Raw genomic sequence first — 16,904 nt, 5'->3', positions numbered from 1 at the left:
CAAAAAAAACCGACAATTACTTGTCGGTTTTTTTTGTGTCTTGTCTTTGCGTATAAACCTTTGTCAAAGTTTAAAACTTTGACAAAGGTTTATCTACGTTATTACTTCTTAACCGGAAATTTCCAGTCAAATTCATCTTTATCATTGATAATTGCTCCAACTTCAAACTTTACAACTTCGTCAAATTCCGTTTGAAGAATAAACCAATTGTCTTCATTGAAATAGTTTTCGAAAGTATCAAAAGTTTCCTGAGTATATTTTGTAATTCCTTTTGTTGCTAAATCTTTCTTTACGTCAGCAATTTTTCTTCCGATAAGTTTGAATCCAAAAACTTCTAAATCATTGCTTGAAGCTACTGCATAACCCAATTTCAAGTCTTCTTCCTGATAAAATGTCAATCTGATTTTTTGTGCATTGTACACAAAAATCACGTTATCATCTTCATCTACATAATTTTTATCCGGTTTTCCTAAAGCAGCCGTTACATCATTTTGCTTCATTCCGAAAAGCAACTTATCAATTCCTGATTTTAGATTTATTTTCATATTTATTTTTATTTAAAGTGCAAATTTCGGGAAGTTTTTGCAAAGTCTGTTATGATTCTTTTTTATTATTTTTTTAGCCACAAATTTCACGAATTAGCACGAATTTAATTAGTGCAAATTCGTGAAATTCGTGGCCAAGAATAACTCTATTATAAATTAATAATAAAATCTGTGTAAACCCGTTTTATCCGCCTAATCCGCGGGCAATTTAATTCTGATAATTCTTCTTATTCGGCTTATTACTCATATAAAAAGTAATTTTTCCGCCATTAATAACATCTGAATGTTTCAGGAAAGGTTTATCTAATTGTTTTCCATTTAAAAGCACTTTACTCACAAAAACATTTTTATCCGATTGATTTATGGTTTCTACTTCGAAATTCCTTCCGTTTTCTAAATTAAAAATGGCTTTTTTAACCAACGGACTTCCTAATGCATATTCATCAGAACCCGGCGCAACTGGATAAAATCCTAAACTGCTAAAAATGTACCAGGCACTCATTTGTCCAAAGTCGTCATTTCCGCCTAAACCATCTGCACCGTTTCTATACATTTTTTTCAAAATCATTCTAATTTTATCCTGAGCTTTCCACGGCGAATTGGTCCAATCGTACAGATAAACCACATGATGTGAAGGTTCGTTTCCATGTACATAATTTCCGATGATTCCGTCTCTGGTAATATCTTCGGTATTTTCAAAATACTTGTCTGGCAAATGCATACTGAATAATGAATCCAAACGAACATTAAATTTGTCATTTCCGCCCATCATTTTAATCATTTCTGCCGGATCTTGGGGAACATACAAACTATAATTCCATGAATTCCCTTCAATAAAACCTTGTCCATGTGTATCAAGCGGATCAAATTCTTTTTTGAAAGTTCCGTCGTTTAATTTAGGACGCATGAAGCCTGTTTTAGCATCATAAACATTTTTATAATTTTTAGATCTTTCGATAAATTCATTATAAATACCTGTTTTACCAAGCTTTTTAGCCGCCTGAGCAATTGCCCAATCGTCATAAGCATATTCTAATGTTTTAGAAACCGAAGAACCGTTTTTGTCCTCAGGAACATAACCCATTTTCATATAATATTCCAATCCGTCATAATAGGAAACTTTAGCGGTGTTCACGCAAGCCTGAAGTGCTTTTTCTTTATCAAAATTTCCGTTGCCTTTTACAATAGCATCTGCAATAACAGATACAGAATGATAACCTATCATACACCAGTTTTCATTGGCATAATGTGACCAGATTGGCAGCATTTTATGCACGCTTTGATCTGAATGCGCCAACATTGAACTAATCATATCCGAGTTTCTTGCTGGTTGAACCAAATTAAAAAGTGGATGCAAAGCTCTGTAGGTATCCCACAAAGAATAACTGGTATAATTTTTAAAATTCTCGGCTTTATGAACATTCATATCCAGACCTTTGTAATTTCCATCTAAATCCATGTACTCTGTTGGACCTAAAAATGCATGGTACATTGAAGTGTAAAAATTCACTAAATCTTCTTTCTGGATAGTTTCAATCTGAATTTTATTCAGTTCGTTGTTCCAAACTTCCTGACTTTGTTTTTTTACTTTTTCGAAATCCCAACCCGGAATTTCTTTTTTCATGTTTTCAAGTGCTCCTGCAGAACTTACCGGAGAAAGTGCCATTTTGATTTTGATTTTTTCTCCTTCTTCCGTACTGAAATCAAAGAATAATTTCAGGTTTTGACCTGCCATTTCCGGAAAATTCTTGGTTTGATCAAATCTTCCCCAAAAACCTCTGTAAACACTTTTTTCCTGTGCTGCTTGTCCGTAGCTTTTAATGGGTTTACTAAAAGACATCGCAAAGTAGACCGTTCTGGTTCTCGCCCAACCATTCGTTTGACGGTATCCTGTAATTAAAGTATCGTTCTCTACACGAACAAATGTCCAGACATTCTTTTTATCGTAATTGTAAATTCCTGATGTTAAATCGAGAATAATATGAGCTTCATCAGATTTTGGAAATGTATATTGATGCATTCCCACGCGTGTTGTTGCCGTAAGTTCGGCTTTGATTTTATGATCTTCCAGAAAAACACTGTAATACGCTGGTTCTGCTTTTTCGGTCGTATGAGAAAATGCAGATCGATAACCGGATAATGGTTTCGAAGCGACTCCGGAATTTAATTGCAGTTTTCCCGTTGTTGGCATAATCAGAAAATCACCCAGATCAGAATGTCCTGTTCCGCTAAAATGGGTGTGACTGAAACCTACAATCGTTTTATCCTCATATTGATATCCTGCGCAATATTTGTAGACTTCTCCATTGTATTTTCCGTTTAAACCGTAAGCAATTGTATCGGTTTCAGGACTTAATTGTACACTCCCAAATGGAACTGTCGCTCCAGGATAAGTATGTCCCATTTTAGAAGTGCCAATCATTGGGTCTACATACTGAATTAGATTTTGTTTCTCTATTTTCTTTTGTGCTTTCGTTCCATAACCAAGCATTAAAACGGTTAAGCCAAAAAGAAAACTTTTACATTTCACTCTGTTCATCAGGTTATTTTTTATTATTATTTTGGTTTAAAACAATATTGATCATTCACTAAAACGATTTACCAATGCTTTTAGGGTAGAAAAATACAACAAAATATGCTTTTTAAAAAATCTAAAATTTTCTGCGCTAAAAAGGTTTTAAATATCTTTGAACTATTCATAACTCTCTTCATTATATGAAAAATTTAATTTTAGTTCTATTGCTTTCTTATTCGATATTTGGATTTGCTCAAAAAGTAAGCAGTTATAGACTGACAAAGGAAGAAATAATTCAAAGGGAACTTGACGGAGTTTCCGATATTCCTATCTACAAAGCTTTTGAATATCAGGACAAAGGCGGTGTTTATGAATTGCTTTTTTGCGAAAACCAAAAGACGATCTCCAAAAAAGATACTTTAAACACAAAGATTCAGGCGATTTCTACAATAAATGATCACGGTGGTTTTCTGGAAAAATGGAGAATCAATGATTTATTAGAATCTACTGAACCTAAGGAAACTAATATCTGGTTCTGGACAAAATATTGCAGTACCAAAGATCTTGATGCCGATGGTTATATTGAACCCATAATCGTTTACGGAACGAGAAATGAAAATGATGAAATAAAACGGGTTAAAATTATTGCAGTTTACAAAAACAAAAAATATGTAATTCGTGCCGTGGAATGTGACTTAGACTATTGCAGAAGTTTTAAAAAAGATCAAAATTGGAATACGCTTCCGCAGAAAGTAAAATCCTATGTTGATCAATTGGTGGTAAAAATTAGGAAGGAACAGGGTTTGTTGTTGAAGGATGGGTAGAATAAATTCCAATTTTAAAAATTCCAAATTCCAAATCTGAATTTAATCTAATTTAATTTAGAAATTTAAATCTTATTTTCATTTAACCGAAAAATAATTCGGTTTCAAAATTCCTAAACACGAACTGTCAGAACTAAATAAAGAATTAGAACAGATATCTTAAACTTCCCAAATTATGAAAAAGTTTGTATTATTAGCTTCAATAATTACGACATGCATTATAACTCAGTCTTGTTCTCAAAAAAAAGAAAATGCAAATAAGAATTTGCGAGATTATTGTACTATTATTTTTGAATCAAATCGGAAAAAAATTTGCGTAACTGATGATTTTTCTTCTTTAGACGAATGGATTAAGGAGAAAGATGGAAAATACAAACAAGTCCAAAAAAAACTAAACTTTACCAAAAACGAACGTGACAGTTTAGCAAAATATGCCTATCGAATCATAAATCAACCAACTCTTGCTACAAAAATGATGACATGTGGAGCTGGAGAAAATATAACAATTGAAATCAGTTATTGCACCACAAGTATTTTGTGTAAGTATTCGTCAATAGAAAGTTGGTCTTCATTGTCAAATGACAACAAAAAGTTGTACGAAATTTTAAATGCTAAAACTGCAATTCCAAAATAAGCGGTTGCTATACTATCTACTACAGAAAATAATTATAATTTTCTCTTCAAATTCTCTTTTACCGTATCAAACCATTCGTTTCTAAGAATACTTAAAACGATCGAATCACGACGTACTTCGCTGTCTCTGGTTGGCATGTGGTTACGAAAAACTCCTTCAACTTTACATCCGATGCTTTTCATGGCAGCGACACTGCGCTCGTTATTATTATCGGCGCGGAATTCTACACGCTCCATTCCAAGGGTTTCGAATGCAAATTGCAGTAATAAAAATTTGCAGTGTTTATTAAGTCCGGTTCCTCTAAAGGCTGATCCATACCAGGTATATCCTAATTGCAGCGTTTTGTATTCAAGCTGAATGTCGTAAAAACGTGTTGATCCTGCGTATTTTTGAGATTTTTTATCGAATACTATAAACGGAAATTCTCTTTTATCTTCTCTCGCTTTTACTGCTGATTGGATATATTTTACCAAATTTTCTTTTCCGTCCGCACCAACTAATGAATATTTCCAGGTTTCTGGCTCATTGATCGAAATTTCTAATAAATTTTCGATGTCTGATTCTTGGATAGGTCGTAATAAAACCAAATCGTCTTCGAGGATAACGTTGTCTGAGAAACTGAAATTAGATGTTGTATTCATTTTTAAATTCTGATGAGATTGCTATGAAATGTTTCTATTTCTTCAAAAGAAGCTTTGTAAAGATATTTGAAAAAAATAAAAAGAAGAACAAAAAAATAAACAAATAAGCCTCTATTAGTTAGAGGCTTATTTGTTTATTTTTAGTTGATTTTAAAATTACTCACTCATTTCATCATAGCGCTCCGGAACTTGCGGATCGTATAACGGGCATTTGAATTCTTCCATCAACGCAACTAGTTTATTCATGGTTTTGCCTTCGGTTCCGTAACAGTCGATTTTGACACTTTGTGGAGTTGTGATTACTTGAAAGGCACCTTTTCCTTTGGTATTTTGCCAACTGTTTTCATCTACTTTTTCCCATTCTGAAAAAACAGAAGCGATTCGGTTCATGATTACTTCAACAGGAAGTTTTTCTAAACCTTCAATTTCTTCTTTTTCGACAAGGGCTTCGTAAACCTCATGGTGGTTTAAGTAGACTTCTTCTAAGTATTTCCAAAAAAGTAATTCGTACATAGCCTGATGTTTTTAGCCCCGATAGTAGTGAAAATCCTTTTGTGTCCGCCGCGGCGGACACAAAAGATTGTAACGGATAGCGGGATTAGCTCCTAAAAAAGCTAATTATTAATAAAAAGGTCCTGTTGAAACTCCAGTATAAAAAACCTTTGCAACTCAGTCCCGAAGCTTCGGAATTGAACCTTTGTAACTTAAAAAAATTAATATTCGAATGTTCCGTATTCACTGGTAATAGTAAGCTTTTTAGCATCGGCCGCTTCTACTCTACCTACGATTTGTGCATCGACATTGAACGATTTTGAAATCGCAATAATATCTTGTGCAATGTTTTCAGGAACGTAAATTTCCATACGGTGACCGCAATTGAAAACCTGATACATTTCTTTCCAGTCTGTTTTTGATTGTTCCTGAATTAACTTGAACAATGGTGGAACCGGAAATAAATTGTCTTTTATAATGTGCAGGTTCTGAACAAAATGTAAAATTTTTGTCTGTGCTCCTCCACTGCAATGCACCATTCCGTGAATTTCGTTTGGTGTATAAGTGTCTAAAATTTTCTTGATAATTGGCGCGTAAGTTCTCGTTGGAGAAAGTACTAACTGACCTGCATTTATTGGGCTGTTCTCTACTTCATCAGTTAAATTTACCTGACCTGAATAGATTAATTCTTCGGGAACAAGGGCATCATAACTTTCAGGGTATTTTTTAGCTAAATATTTCCCAAAAACATCATGACGTGCAGATGTTAATCCATTACTTCCCATTCCGCCATTATAGCTTTTTTCGTAAGTTGCCTGACCAAAAGATGTCAAACCAACAATTACGTCGCCTGCTTTAATGTTTGCATTGTCTACTACATCGCTGCGTTTCATACGAGCGGTAACGGTAGAATCGACAATTATGGTACGAACTACATCTCCAACATCGGCAGTTTCTCCTCCTGTTGAATGAATCGTTACGCCAAAAGATTTTAATTCGTTGATTAATTCTTCGGTTCCGTTGATGATTGCTGAAATAACTTCGGCCGGAATTAAGTTTTTATTTCTTCCAATTGTAGAAGAAAGCAAGATATTATCTGTTGCACCAACGCATAATAAATCGTCGATGTTCATGATTAAAGCATCCTGAGCGATTCCTTTCCAAACTGAAATATCACCTGTTTCTTTCCAATACATATACGCTAATGACGATTTTGTACCTGCGCCGTCTGCGTGCATAATCAAGCAATATTCCTCATCCTGGGTAAGATAATCTGGAACAATTTTACAAAATGCTTGAGGAAATAAACCTTTATCAATATTTTTTATGGCGTTGTGTACGTCTTCTTTTGATGCCGAAACACCTCTTTGTGCGTACCTTTTGCTAGAATCTGAACTCATGAAACTTAGTTTGTGTTGATGTGGTGCAAAGATAATCCCTTTTTTTAATTCTTGGGACTATACGATTTAAAATTAGAACTTATTCTAATTAAAATCATATTTTCTTCAAATCTGTGATTCACAAAAAAAAGCGACAGTTTTTAAATACTGTCGCTTTTTTGTGCAACTAAATTGTTTTAAACATTTTCAAGGCTTATATTTAATTGGCTACTAATACAACTTGTGATGCAGGTTATACAATTTGGAGAAATTTATCATTCTAAAAAATAATTTGAAAAGTAGATTCGTTCTTGATTCCCTCCTTTTCATACTCAAATTTAGAAAACTTATCTCAAACCAAATTAGACATATTTACTTATTTTTCAACACATTAGCTTCTTTTCGATAAAATGTGAGACTATCTCGATGAACTGCCTTTATCTTATTTTACAATAAGAAGAAAAATACTACTTTATATGTTTTTTTATTTAAAGATAATCTCAAAAAAAAGCCTGTCTTTTTTCGAGACAGGCTTTAAAGTGCTATTTTGAGAATCTTATTTGGTAAACAACAATTCTCTGTATTTAGTTAAGGTCCAACTTTCGTCATCTACTAATAATTCTAATTTGTCGCAGTGATTTCGAATATCTTCAAAATATGGTTTTACTTTATTGCAATATGCTTCGGCCATTTTTTGAGCATCTGTCAAATGATTTGCTGTTTTTCTCTCATTTGTCATCGCTAATACTTTAGAATTTATTCCTTCTATATGACCTGAAATTTCTTTGATTAAAACAATTTGCTCTTTGGCAATGGTTTCAAACTCTTTCCCGAAAATTTCTTTTAGTCCTTTTACGTTCTCGATTAAAGTATTTTGGTAACGAATTGCTGTTGGAATTACGTGATTTCTTGAAATATCTCCTAAAATCCTTCCTTCAATCTGAATCTTCTTCGTGTATTCTTCCAATTCAATTTCGTAACGTGCCTCAACTTCAATATGATTCATAATCCCTAATTCTTCGAATAAGTCAAATGCTTGTTTAGAAACTTTGGCTTTAATCGCTTCGGGAGTAGTTTTAAAATTACTTAAACCTCTTTTAGCGGCTTCTTTTTCCCAGGCATCACTATATCCGTCTCCTTCAAAAAGTATTTTTTTAGATTGTTTGATGTATTCCCTTAAAACATTGAAGATTGCATCGTCTTTTTTCATGTCTTTCGACTCAATTAAAGCATCTACTTCTATTTTAAAATCTTTCAATTGTTTGGCCACAATGGCATTCAAAGTAGTCATTGAATTTGAACAGTTTGAATTTGAACCTACCGCTCTGAACTCAAATTTATTTCCTGTAAAGGCAAATGGCGAAGTTCTGTTTCTGTCTGTATTGTCTAAAAGTACATCCGGAATTTTTCCGACTACATTTAGTTTTAAATCTGTTTTTTCTTCCGGAGATAATTTTCCGGTTGTTACACTTTCTAATTCTGATAAAACTTTTGTTAGTTGTGCTCCAATAAAAACAGAGATAATTGCCGGTGGTGCTTCGTTTGCTCCTAACCTGTGATCGTTACTTGCTGTTGCGATAGAAGCTCTTAGTAAAGTTTCGTAATCGTTAACTGCTTTTATGGTATTAATAAAAAAGGTAAGAAATTGTAAATTGCTCATTGGCGTTTTACTCGGACTTAATAAGTTAACTCCTGTATCTGTTGCCAGTGACCAGTTGTTGTGTTTTCCGGAACCGTTTACTCCTTTAAATGGTTTTTCGTGAAATAACACTTTAAAATCATGACGCTCTGCAACTCTTTGCATCACATCCATTAATAAGGAGTTGTGATCTACAGCAAGATTGGTTTCTTCAAAAATTGGTGCTAACTCAAACTGATTTGGTGCAACCTCGTTATGACGCGTTTTTACCGGAATTCCCAATAACATACATTCTTGTTCCAGATCTCTCATATACGTTAAGGCACGCGTTGGGATAGATCCAAAATAATGATCATCAAGTTGTTGTCCTTTTGCAGATGTATGCCCTAATAATGTTCTTCCGGTCATCATTAAATCCGGACGTGAATTTGCCAAAGCTTTATCGATCAAAAAGTATTCTTGTTCCCAGCCTAAAGTAGCAGTAACTTTTTTTACATTTTTATCAAAATATTTACATACTTCTGTCGCAGCTTCATCCATTGCAGATAATGCTCTTAATAACGGAATTTTATTATCTAAAGCTTCTCCTGTATAAGCAATAAAAACTGTTGGGATACATAATGTTGTTCCATATATAAAGGCTGGCGAAGTTGGATCCCACGCTGTGTAACCTCTGGCTTCAAAAGTATTTCTGATTCCTCCATTCGGGAAACTTGATGCATCCGGCTCTTGTTGCACCAATTGTGCTCCGCCAAATTTTTCTACAGGGTCGCTTCCATCATACGATGTTTCAAAAAAAGCATCGTGTTTCTCTGCGGTTGTTCCCGTAAGAGGCTGAAACCAGTGTGTATAATGTGTAACTCCTTTAGAAAGAGCCCATTCTTTCATTCCCATGGCGATATAATCAGCCAGTTTTCTGTCTATTTTAGTTCCATGTTGAACCGCATCTCTTACCCCTTTTAAAGCATCTGAAGTTAAAAACTGCCTCATTGCTTTCTCATTGAACACATTTGAACCAAAAATATTAGATTTTCTGTCTATTTCTTCAAAATGTACCGGCTTTCTTGTAGAAGCTTCTTTTAAAGCTTGAAAACGTAATGTTGACATGTATATAAGTTTAAAAATTTGTAATAATTCCTATAAAAAAAGAAGAACAAATATAAAGAATAAACCCCCCGTTTGAAAGATAAATTTTAGAAAATTATGCGACGATTTTTCAATAGAAGATGCTTTTTACAAAGAATAATGAATCTTATCTGTAGAAATATAACAAAACACCTTAGTATTATTCATTAAATAAACATTTTTTCATAATTCCTTAACCCAGAAATTCAAAAATCTACCGTAATTATTACGAATTTATTTTTTTATGGTGTTAAAAATTGCTTTTTATAAAATATACCCCTGCCAAAATTGCGCTTCTCTAAAAAATAATACTCTGCTAAACAAAATAGCCCCCTAATTTTTAGGACTAAAAAAATAAATCTATATTTGACCCAACGAAAAAAACAAAAAAAATTAATTTATATTATTATGGCTAAAATTAAGTTAGAGTACATTTGGTTAGATGGATATGAACCAACTCAAAATCTTAGAAGTAAAACTAAAGTTGAAGAGCACGAAAATTTCAAAGGAACATTAGAAGAACTTGGAAACTGGTCATTTGATGGTTCGTCAACAAAACAAGCTGAAGGTGGATCTTCAGACTGTCTATTAGTTCCAGTTGCGATTTACCCGGATCCAACTCGTATAAATGGTTACATTGTAATGTCAGAAGTTATGTATGCTGACGGAACACCACACCCTTCTAACGGTAGAGCTACAATTGATGATGATAATGATGATTTTTGGTTTGGTTTCGAACAAGAGTATTTCATCATGGATACTAAAACTTTATTGCCATTAGGTTTCCCTGTTGGAGGATATCCTGCTCCACAAGGTATGTACTACTGCTCTGTAGGTGGAAAAAACACTCACGGAAGAAAATTAGTAGAAGAACATGCTGACTTATGTATCGCTGCCGGACTTAACTTCGAAGGTATTAACCAAGAGGTTGCTTGCGGACAATGGGAATTCCAATTATTTGCTAAAGGTGCTAAAAAAGCCGGAGACGAAATTTGGGTTGCTCGTTACTTATTAGATCGTTTGACTGAAAAATATGGTTACTATATAGAATATCACCCAAAACCACTTGGAGACACAGACTGGAATGGTTCAGGTATGCATGCTAACTTCTCTAACGAGATCTTAAGAACATGTGGTTCTAAAGAAACTTACGAAAAAATCTGTGAAGCCTTCCGTCCTGTTGTTGCAGAACACATTGCAGTTTACGGAGCTTACAACGACCAACGTTTAACTGGAAAACATGAAACTGCTTCTATTCACGATTTCTCTTATGGAGTATCTGATAGAGGAGCTTCAATTAGAATTCCTTTATATACTGTTCAAAAAGGATGGAAAGGATACCTTGAAGACAGAAGACCAGCTTCAAACGGTGATCCATACAAAATCGCTGCAAGAATTATCAAAACTGTAAAATCAGTGCTATAATTCAAAGCTTATAAATACTTAAAAGTGCCATCCTGATCAGATGGCACTTTTTTTTGCCTATAAACCCGACAGGTTTTTGAAATTTTACGGTTTTGGCTTCACGCAAAAATAACCACAATCATTGTCATTCCGAACGAGGAATGACAAGATTGGGTTTTGATTGCGAATGATGGATTGATCCCGAAGCTTCGGGACATCCCTACAATATATTTTGTTCCTATGGAACTGCTAGAAAAAATTCCGGAGGAATGATTTATGTTGTAGCAACGTCCCGATAGCAATCGGTATGACAAAAATGTGTGGGCAAACTTTGTGTAAGGATCTTTGTCAAAGTTTAAAACTTTGACAAAGATATTACGCGCATTCAAACCCGACAGGTTTTAAAAACCTGTCGGGTTTATAATACTAAATTTTAAGGTAATTTCTATTAATAAATTTTTAAGTTAAACTTCAAAAACTATCTTTGTAAATCATTTAAAAAATATCATAATGGTTTGGATTTTCTTTTTAGTAGCTGTTGTAATTATTCTTGCTTTAGATTTAGGCGTTTTCAACAAAACACCTCATATTATTAGTACCAAAGAAGCAAGTAAATGGACCTTGATTTGGGTAACACTTTCGTTTTTGTTTTCGGGAGTAATTTACTGGCTTTATACCACAGATTATATTGCAAATCCAGATCAGTTAAAACCTGCCGTTGCTTCAATGAAGTTTATTACGGGTTACTTAATCGAATTATCATTGAGTGTAGATAATATATTTGTAATCGCTATTATTTTTGCTTCTTTCAAAATACCTCAAAAATACCAACACCGTGTTTTATTCTGGGGAATCCTTGGTGCGATCATTTTCCGCGGATTAATGATTTTCTTTGGCGTAATGCTTATCAATAAATTTACGTGGACAACGTATTTGTTTGGTGCATTCTTAATTTTTACAGCTTTGAAAATGTTATTTTCAGGTGAAGAAGAAGATTTTCATCCAAAAGATTCCTTTGTTTACAAAACACTTGGAAAAATCATCCCGATTACTTCTGAAATGGATGGAGAGAAATTTTTCATTAGCACAAAAACGGCAAAAAAAGCAGCAACTCCTTTATTTGTTGCCTTGATTGTTATTGAGGTTATGGATGTTCTTTTTGCTGTAGACAGTGTTCCGGCAATTCTTGCGATTACATCAGATCCGTTTTTAGTATTTAGTTCTAATATTTTTGCCATTTTAGGTTTACGTTCTATGTATTTCTTCCTGGCGAATATGCTGGCAAAATTCAGTTTCTTAGAGTATAGTTTGGTAGCTATTTTAGCTTTTGTAGGATTAAAAATGATTCTTCACGATTTTATTCACGTTCCTGAATGGGCTTCTTTAGCTTTTATTGCTCTTTCTCTTTTAGTGGGGATTTTAGTTTCTCTAAAATTTGGAGAAGAAAAAACACTTACAGATTCAAACGAGGAATAATTTTCCTGTAATATATATGTATAAAAAAGGAGATCATTTAGATCTCCTTTTTTATGCCTTGATAAACTTGAAATCTTCAATAATAGTTAAATAACAAGATAAATACTATATTTTAACCATTAAAAATAAGATTATACATTATTTATAACTAGGTTTACTTATTATTATAAATAATTTAAAAGTCTTATCATGAGAAAAAATTACATCTATCTCTTTTTCCTCTTTTTGTTTACTACTATTTTGTTTGCGCAAAAAGTTACCATCACACCAACATCCGTAAACGGATCTAATGTTAGTGCAGGTCCAATTAACCTTGCCTCTGTTCCCTACTCTACTATTTCGTTAGGTGTTAAAGTAGAAATTCCTGCCGGTGCCGCAGTAGGAGATCAAGGAACTATAAAAGTTTATTACATGAATTCTGTAGCACTTGGAGCGAATGTCGCCAACGGAGGCGATGGTGGTACATTATACTTTGGCGGCGGAAAAACTGCTACCAAAAGTTTTACAATAAACTTAAACTGGGCAGATTTTCAAACCTCTGGAGGATTTGTTTATGCCGAATACAAAAACAGCAATAGCGCATCTGCAGTAGCATATAAAAGTCCTTATCTTTCTGTAGTTAAAAATGCAACAATGACTACAGGAACCAATTTAAACCCTCCTGCAGATGCTCCAAACCCAACAAAAATCCCTAATACATTATGTTGTGACCAAATAGTTAGAGTAGGAGAAAAACCAGCAATAATAACCGGAAGCACTTATCTAAACCCATATCAAGGAGAGCCTTATGGTATCACTTATACATGGATCGGAGCTGGACTTTCTGGAGGAGTGAACTTTTTAAGCAATAGCAGTAGCACTTTAGAGATTGATCATTTAACTGAAATTGGAAAACTTACCGTTACAAGAGGTTTAGGATATCGTTATGGTGGTCAATACCCAAATAAAAGTAACGCGATAACTATTACTGTTGTTCAAACTCCAATACTTAGAAATACAATTTCAGCCTCTGGATCTATAAACTCAGAAGGGTTTATTGAATTATCAAGTATAAAAAATTTGACTATTTTTGGTATGGGATCAGTAGTAAATTTAAAAGTTTTACAAGATCCTTTTTATACTATTCAACCAAGGGACCCTGGCGTTTCTGTTGATAGTTATAAATGGGAATATACAAAGACAAACACTAATCAATCAGGTCCCAAAACATGGACTACCATATCTAATGAAAATTCAGAAAACTTGGATTTTTATGATCCTTCAGAAAAATCTAATCTAGAAGACACTTACTATCTAGTAAGAAGAATTGCAATTTATCAAAATATAAGCAATGCAAGCGAGCCAATAAAAGTTGTCGTTAGAGGATTGCGTTATAATAATACCATTTGTTGTGACCAAATCTTAAAAATATCATCTCTTACTAACTACGAAACTCCTAGTACAATAATTGGCTCAACACCAACAGTTGATAATCCTAATATCGATGATAAGGATTTCAGTATATTAAGAATAGGTTATCAATGGCAAAGTCAAATACAAGAAAGAGGTCTTTCCGTATGGACAGATATACCCGGAGCAACGTCAAAAGACTATCTTCTAGCTCCATCTTCTTTAAAAGTTATTTCAGGTAATGGACGAAGATCTCCTGCATTTGTTTTTGAATCCTCATATAACTATAGAAGAATTGCCAGAATCAATTACCAAACTTTCTATCCAAAATGGATTAATACAACTGTTACTAGTTATAGTAATGAAGTATCTCTAACTGGTAGTTCAAATGAAGCATACATGAAAATTTACCCCAACCCTACATCATCTATTTTAAACATCGAAAGCACTTCAGACATATCCGATGCAAAAGTAACAATCTCTAACATTATTGGAAATATAGTTAATTCAAATAATTATTCAGTTGTAAATCCTAAGTTGATAAGTATAAATGTTACAGGTCTTACAGTAGGCACATATTTCATTACAATTGACAGCCAATCTTTTGGTACCACACAAAAAACATTTATTAAACAATAACTAATTGATAAAATAAAAAAAGGAAATCTTACGATTTCCTTTTTTATTATAATTGAATTAAAACTTAGTTTAATTTCTTAACATTACTGTCATCAATACCATATTTCTTAATAACTGCATAATAATCTGAATAGTCAGCTTTATTTATAGATTTAGCCGTAGTAACTATAGGATTGTTACCCGGAACAACTACAATACGAAATATTTGATTAGTCCTTAAATCAGCTGGTATTGGATTTGCAACTAAATCCAATCCCTCTGTATAAATTCTAACATCATCTTGAGTAAAATCAAATTTATAGCTAAAATAAAACCCTCCGTCTGTGTAATAGTGAGAATCAGGAAGAATTGTCCACACATTTAAATTAGTAGTAGGAGAGAATCCAGCATATCTATATACTAAAACGACATCACCTGGAAAAATTCGTGATTTAAAATTAAAATAAAAATCGGAATTAGCAGTCGCACTAAAATTTACTTTTTCAACTTCAAAAACGTCAGCAGCAACCGATTCACCTGGAGGCCCTTGTGGCCCTTCTGGTCCTTCACAACTAGAAAACGCCATTAATCCAACAATTGCGAAAAGTGTAAGTATCTTTTTCATAATATATATTTTTTTAAATTTTATATATAAAGGTATCCCAAAAATCAAACCAAAAAAAAGAAAAACATAATTTTTTTCCTAACTTTTTTTAATGTCATTTGCATTTCCCAAATTATTCCACACATAAAACACTAATAATCAAATAGGAGGCAAAAAAAAAAATAATTTTCAAAAAAAAAAGCATCCGCTTTTAACGGATGCTTTAAATAAGGTTTATAAATTAATCTAATTACCGGCAGAAATGATTTTTTTAGAACTGCTGCCTTTACTAGTTGTAACTTTTAGAATGTAAACTTGGAATTTACCTACGTAGAAATCAATATTAAAGTTATATTCTTTGTCCAAATAAGAATTTGTATCTGTTTTTGAAGATAACAAAGTTCCTGCTATGTCAAACAATTCAATTTTGACATCACTCGCATAATTAAAGTTATAACGAATTGTAATGTAGTTTTTAAATGGAACCGGATAAGCATCAAAACTAGCTTTTTTGCTTTCTTTTCCGCCACCGTCAACTACAGTTGTTTCTGGAGTTGTTGTAGGTGTCTCCGTAACTATAGGTTCTTGAGTTGCTACACAAGCAAGCGGCGGAATGTTGTATCCCATTGAAATTCTACATTCATCAAATGCATTGTTTATCAAATCTACCAAACTTGCTATATCAGAAAGAGAAGCTCCGTTGGTATTTCCTCCTCCTAACGCTTGGTTGGCTAAGTTGAATAAATCTCCAACTGTTTTATCTCCTCCCAGTTTACTAACAACAGTGTTTGGAATAGTGTAAAATTTATACTCATTACTTACTGTTCCGTCAGGATTACAAGAACGTACTTTTGGAGTTTTTGATCCGCAGCCACCATCAGGTTGAGCAACAGCTAATATACCTGCCTGTAGTTTAAATTTACTCAACTCACTATCAATACCTAAATTAAGCCCTAAAGTAATGGTTTGAGCTAATAAGGTATTATTGATTTTACCATTTTTAAGATAGGATGCAGTTAATGCACTGATATGCAGATTGCCGTTTGGCAATACTTTACTTCCTCCTCCTCCTGGCAAAAATGCAATTACACCATTGATATCTGCCGTATTATTAGATACTAAAACAGATTTTCCGGCTAAACCAATTGTCATTGTTCCACCTGGATAAGTACTTAATGATTTCGCAATAAGAGCTTTGGTTGTATAAGAAACTCCTCCCGCACATGACATACCTCCACTATTTCCATAAGCACCCTGAGTATAGGTACAAATTGGAGTTGTACATGGAGTGATTAAAAATGTTGACATTTTTTTAATCGTTTCGCAATTGTTTGAAACAACAAATTCAATAACTAATGGCACCCCAATTTGAGGTTTCACAAATTGAGACAAATCTGTAGCCTGAACATTTCCAGAACATCCTCCTGTGTATTTAAATCCTGCAATCCATGCGATGAATGCTGCATCTGCATTTTCACCACAAATAACTGTTTTATTTGGAGGACTTGAAACATTAAGTAAATCAGCTTTAGTAATGGTGAAGCTTTTAGTAATTGTAGTGGTGTAACATTTGTCTGTAATCACATAACTTACACTGGTGGTTCCGCCCTGACATAAGT

General features: G+C 33.5%; 13 protein-coding genes. 5 read left to right on the top strand and 8 right to left on the bottom strand.

Annotated elements, in window-relative coordinates; genetic code table 11:
* Positions 1-101 precede the first annotated feature (101 nt).
* Both CHB81_RS14685 and CHB81_RS14680 read right to left on the bottom strand, forming a co-directional pair.
* Positions 102-545, bottom strand: coding sequence for a hypothetical protein (locus tag CHB81_RS14685; RefSeq protein WP_089352616.1), 444 nt, complete (start codon positions 543-545; stop codon positions 102-104).
* Between the two features lie 208 nt (positions 546-753).
* The gene (locus tag CHB81_RS14680; RefSeq protein WP_089352615.1) at positions 754-3,084 is read right to left on the bottom strand and encodes a GH92 family glycosyl hydrolase; all 2,331 of its coding nucleotides are present in this window, start codon (positions 3,082-3,084) and stop codon (positions 754-756) included.
* 176 nt (positions 3,085-3,260) lie between these two features.
* On the opposite strand from CHB81_RS14680, the gene CHB81_RS14675 reads away from it, so the two are divergent.
* Positions 3,261-3,884, top strand: coding sequence for a M949_RS01915 family surface polysaccharide biosynthesis protein (locus CHB81_RS14675; RefSeq protein ID WP_089352614.1), 624 nt, complete (start codon positions 3,261-3,263; stop codon positions 3,882-3,884).
* 175 nt (positions 3,885-4,059) lie between these two features.
* A complete protein-coding gene (locus CHB81_RS14670; protein WP_089352613.1) occupies positions 4,060-4,518 on the top strand; it encodes a hypothetical protein in 459 nt (152 codons plus the stop codon).
* 32 nt (positions 4,519-4,550) lie between these two features.
* Here CHB81_RS14670 and CHB81_RS14665 read toward each other — a convergent pair whose 3' ends face one another.
* From CHB81_RS14665 to CHB81_RS14650, 4 genes are all read right to left on the bottom strand, one after another.
* The gene (locus tag CHB81_RS14665) at positions 4,551-5,159 is read right to left on the bottom strand and encodes a GNAT family N-acetyltransferase (RefSeq protein WP_089352612.1); all 609 of its coding nucleotides are present in this window, start codon (positions 5,157-5,159) and stop codon (positions 4,551-4,553) included.
* 156 nt (positions 5,160-5,315) lie between these two features.
* The gene (locus tag CHB81_RS14660; protein WP_089352611.1) at positions 5,316-5,672 is read right to left on the bottom strand and encodes a hypothetical protein; all 357 of its coding nucleotides are present in this window, start codon (positions 5,670-5,672) and stop codon (positions 5,316-5,318) included.
* Positions 5,673-5,872: 200 nt separating this feature from the next.
* Positions 5,873-7,051 carry an AIR synthase related protein gene (locus CHB81_RS14655; RefSeq protein ID WP_089352610.1) on the bottom strand — a complete coding sequence of 393 codons (1,179 nt, stop codon included), beginning with the start codon at positions 7,049-7,051 and terminating at the stop codon, positions 5,873-5,875.
* A 535-nt stretch (positions 7,052-7,586) separates the two neighbouring features.
* Positions 7,587-9,776, bottom strand: a complete 2,190-nt coding sequence (locus tag CHB81_RS14650) for a glutamine synthetase III (RefSeq protein ID WP_089352609.1) — start codon at positions 9,774-9,776, stop codon at positions 7,587-7,589.
* Between the two features lie 426 nt (positions 9,777-10,202).
* On the opposite strand from CHB81_RS14650, the gene CHB81_RS14645 reads away from it, so the two are divergent.
* The 3 genes from CHB81_RS14645 to CHB81_RS14635 all read left to right on the top strand — a co-directional run bounded on the left by CHB81_RS14645 (position 10,203) and on the right by CHB81_RS14635 (position 14,702).
* Positions 10,203-11,219 (top strand): glutamine synthetase beta-grasp domain-containing protein, encoded by a 1,017-nt coding sequence (locus CHB81_RS14645; RefSeq protein WP_089352736.1) that lies wholly within the window; start codon positions 10,203-10,205, stop codon positions 11,217-11,219.
* A gap of 486 nt (positions 11,220-11,705) precedes the next feature.
* Complete coding sequence (locus tag CHB81_RS14640) at positions 11,706-12,674, top strand: TerC family protein (protein WP_089352608.1); 969 nt, start codon at positions 11,706-11,708, stop codon at positions 12,672-12,674.
* 189 nt (positions 12,675-12,863) lie between these two features.
* On the top strand, positions 12,864-14,702 hold the full coding sequence (locus CHB81_RS14635) for a T9SS type A sorting domain-containing protein (protein ID WP_089352607.1): 1,839 nt from the start codon (positions 12,864-12,866) through the stop codon (positions 14,700-14,702).
* 64 nt (positions 14,703-14,766) lie between these two features.
* On the opposite strand, the gene CHB81_RS14630 is transcribed toward CHB81_RS14635, so the two are convergent.
* Complete coding sequence (locus CHB81_RS14630) at positions 14,767-15,306, bottom strand: hypothetical protein (protein ID WP_089352606.1); 540 nt, start codon at positions 15,304-15,306, stop codon at positions 14,767-14,769.
* Between the two features lie 225 nt (positions 15,307-15,531).
* A partial coding sequence (locus CHB81_RS14625) for a T9SS type A sorting domain-containing protein (RefSeq protein ID WP_141130405.1) occupies positions 15,532-16,904 on the bottom strand: 1,373 nt, incomplete at its 5' end.

The organism is Flavobacterium sp. ov086 (genome assembly GCF_900187965.1).
GTDB lineage: Bacteria > Bacteroidota > Bacteroidia > Flavobacteriales > Flavobacteriaceae > Flavobacterium.
The sequence above is the reverse complement of the archived record's forward strand: the minus strand, read 5'-3'. Positions and strand labels throughout refer to the sequence as shown.

Bases quoted from the DNA above. Each gene is read 5' to 3' on its own strand.
- CHB81_RS14670 (WP_089352613.1), top strand. From the start codon at position 4,060: ATGAAAAAGTTTGTATTATTAGCTTCAATAATTACGACATGCATTATA.
- CHB81_RS14650 (WP_089352609.1), bottom strand. From the start codon at position 9,776: ATGTCAACATTACGTTTTCAAGCTTTAAAAGAAGCTTCTACAAGAAAG.
- CHB81_RS14665 (WP_089352612.1), bottom strand. From the start codon at position 5,159: ATGAATACAACATCTAATTTCAGTTTCTCAGACAACGTTATCCTCGAA.
- CHB81_RS14675 (WP_089352614.1), top strand. From the start codon at position 3,261: ATGAAAAATTTAATTTTAGTTCTATTGCTTTCTTATTCGATATTTGGA.
- CHB81_RS14680 (WP_089352615.1), bottom strand. From the start codon at position 3,084: ATGAACAGAGTGAAATGTAAAAGTTTTCTTTTTGGCTTAACCGTTTTA.
- CHB81_RS14630 (WP_089352606.1), bottom strand. From the start codon at position 15,306: ATGAAAAAGATACTTACACTTTTCGCAATTGTTGGATTAATGGCGTTT.
- CHB81_RS14660 (WP_089352611.1), bottom strand. From the start codon at position 5,672: ATGTACGAATTACTTTTTTGGAAATACTTAGAAGAAGTCTACTTAAAC.
- CHB81_RS14635 (WP_089352607.1), top strand. From the start codon at position 12,864: ATGAGAAAAAATTACATCTATCTCTTTTTCCTCTTTTTGTTTACTACT.
- CHB81_RS14685 (WP_089352616.1), bottom strand. From the start codon at position 545: ATGAAAATAAATCTAAAATCAGGAATTGATAAGTTGCTTTTCGGAATG.
- CHB81_RS14645 (WP_089352736.1), top strand. From the start codon at position 10,203: ATGGCTAAAATTAAGTTAGAGTACATTTGGTTAGATGGATATGAACCA.
- CHB81_RS14655 (WP_089352610.1), bottom strand. From the start codon at position 7,051: ATGAGTTCAGATTCTAGCAAAAGGTACGCACAAAGAGGTGTTTCGGCA.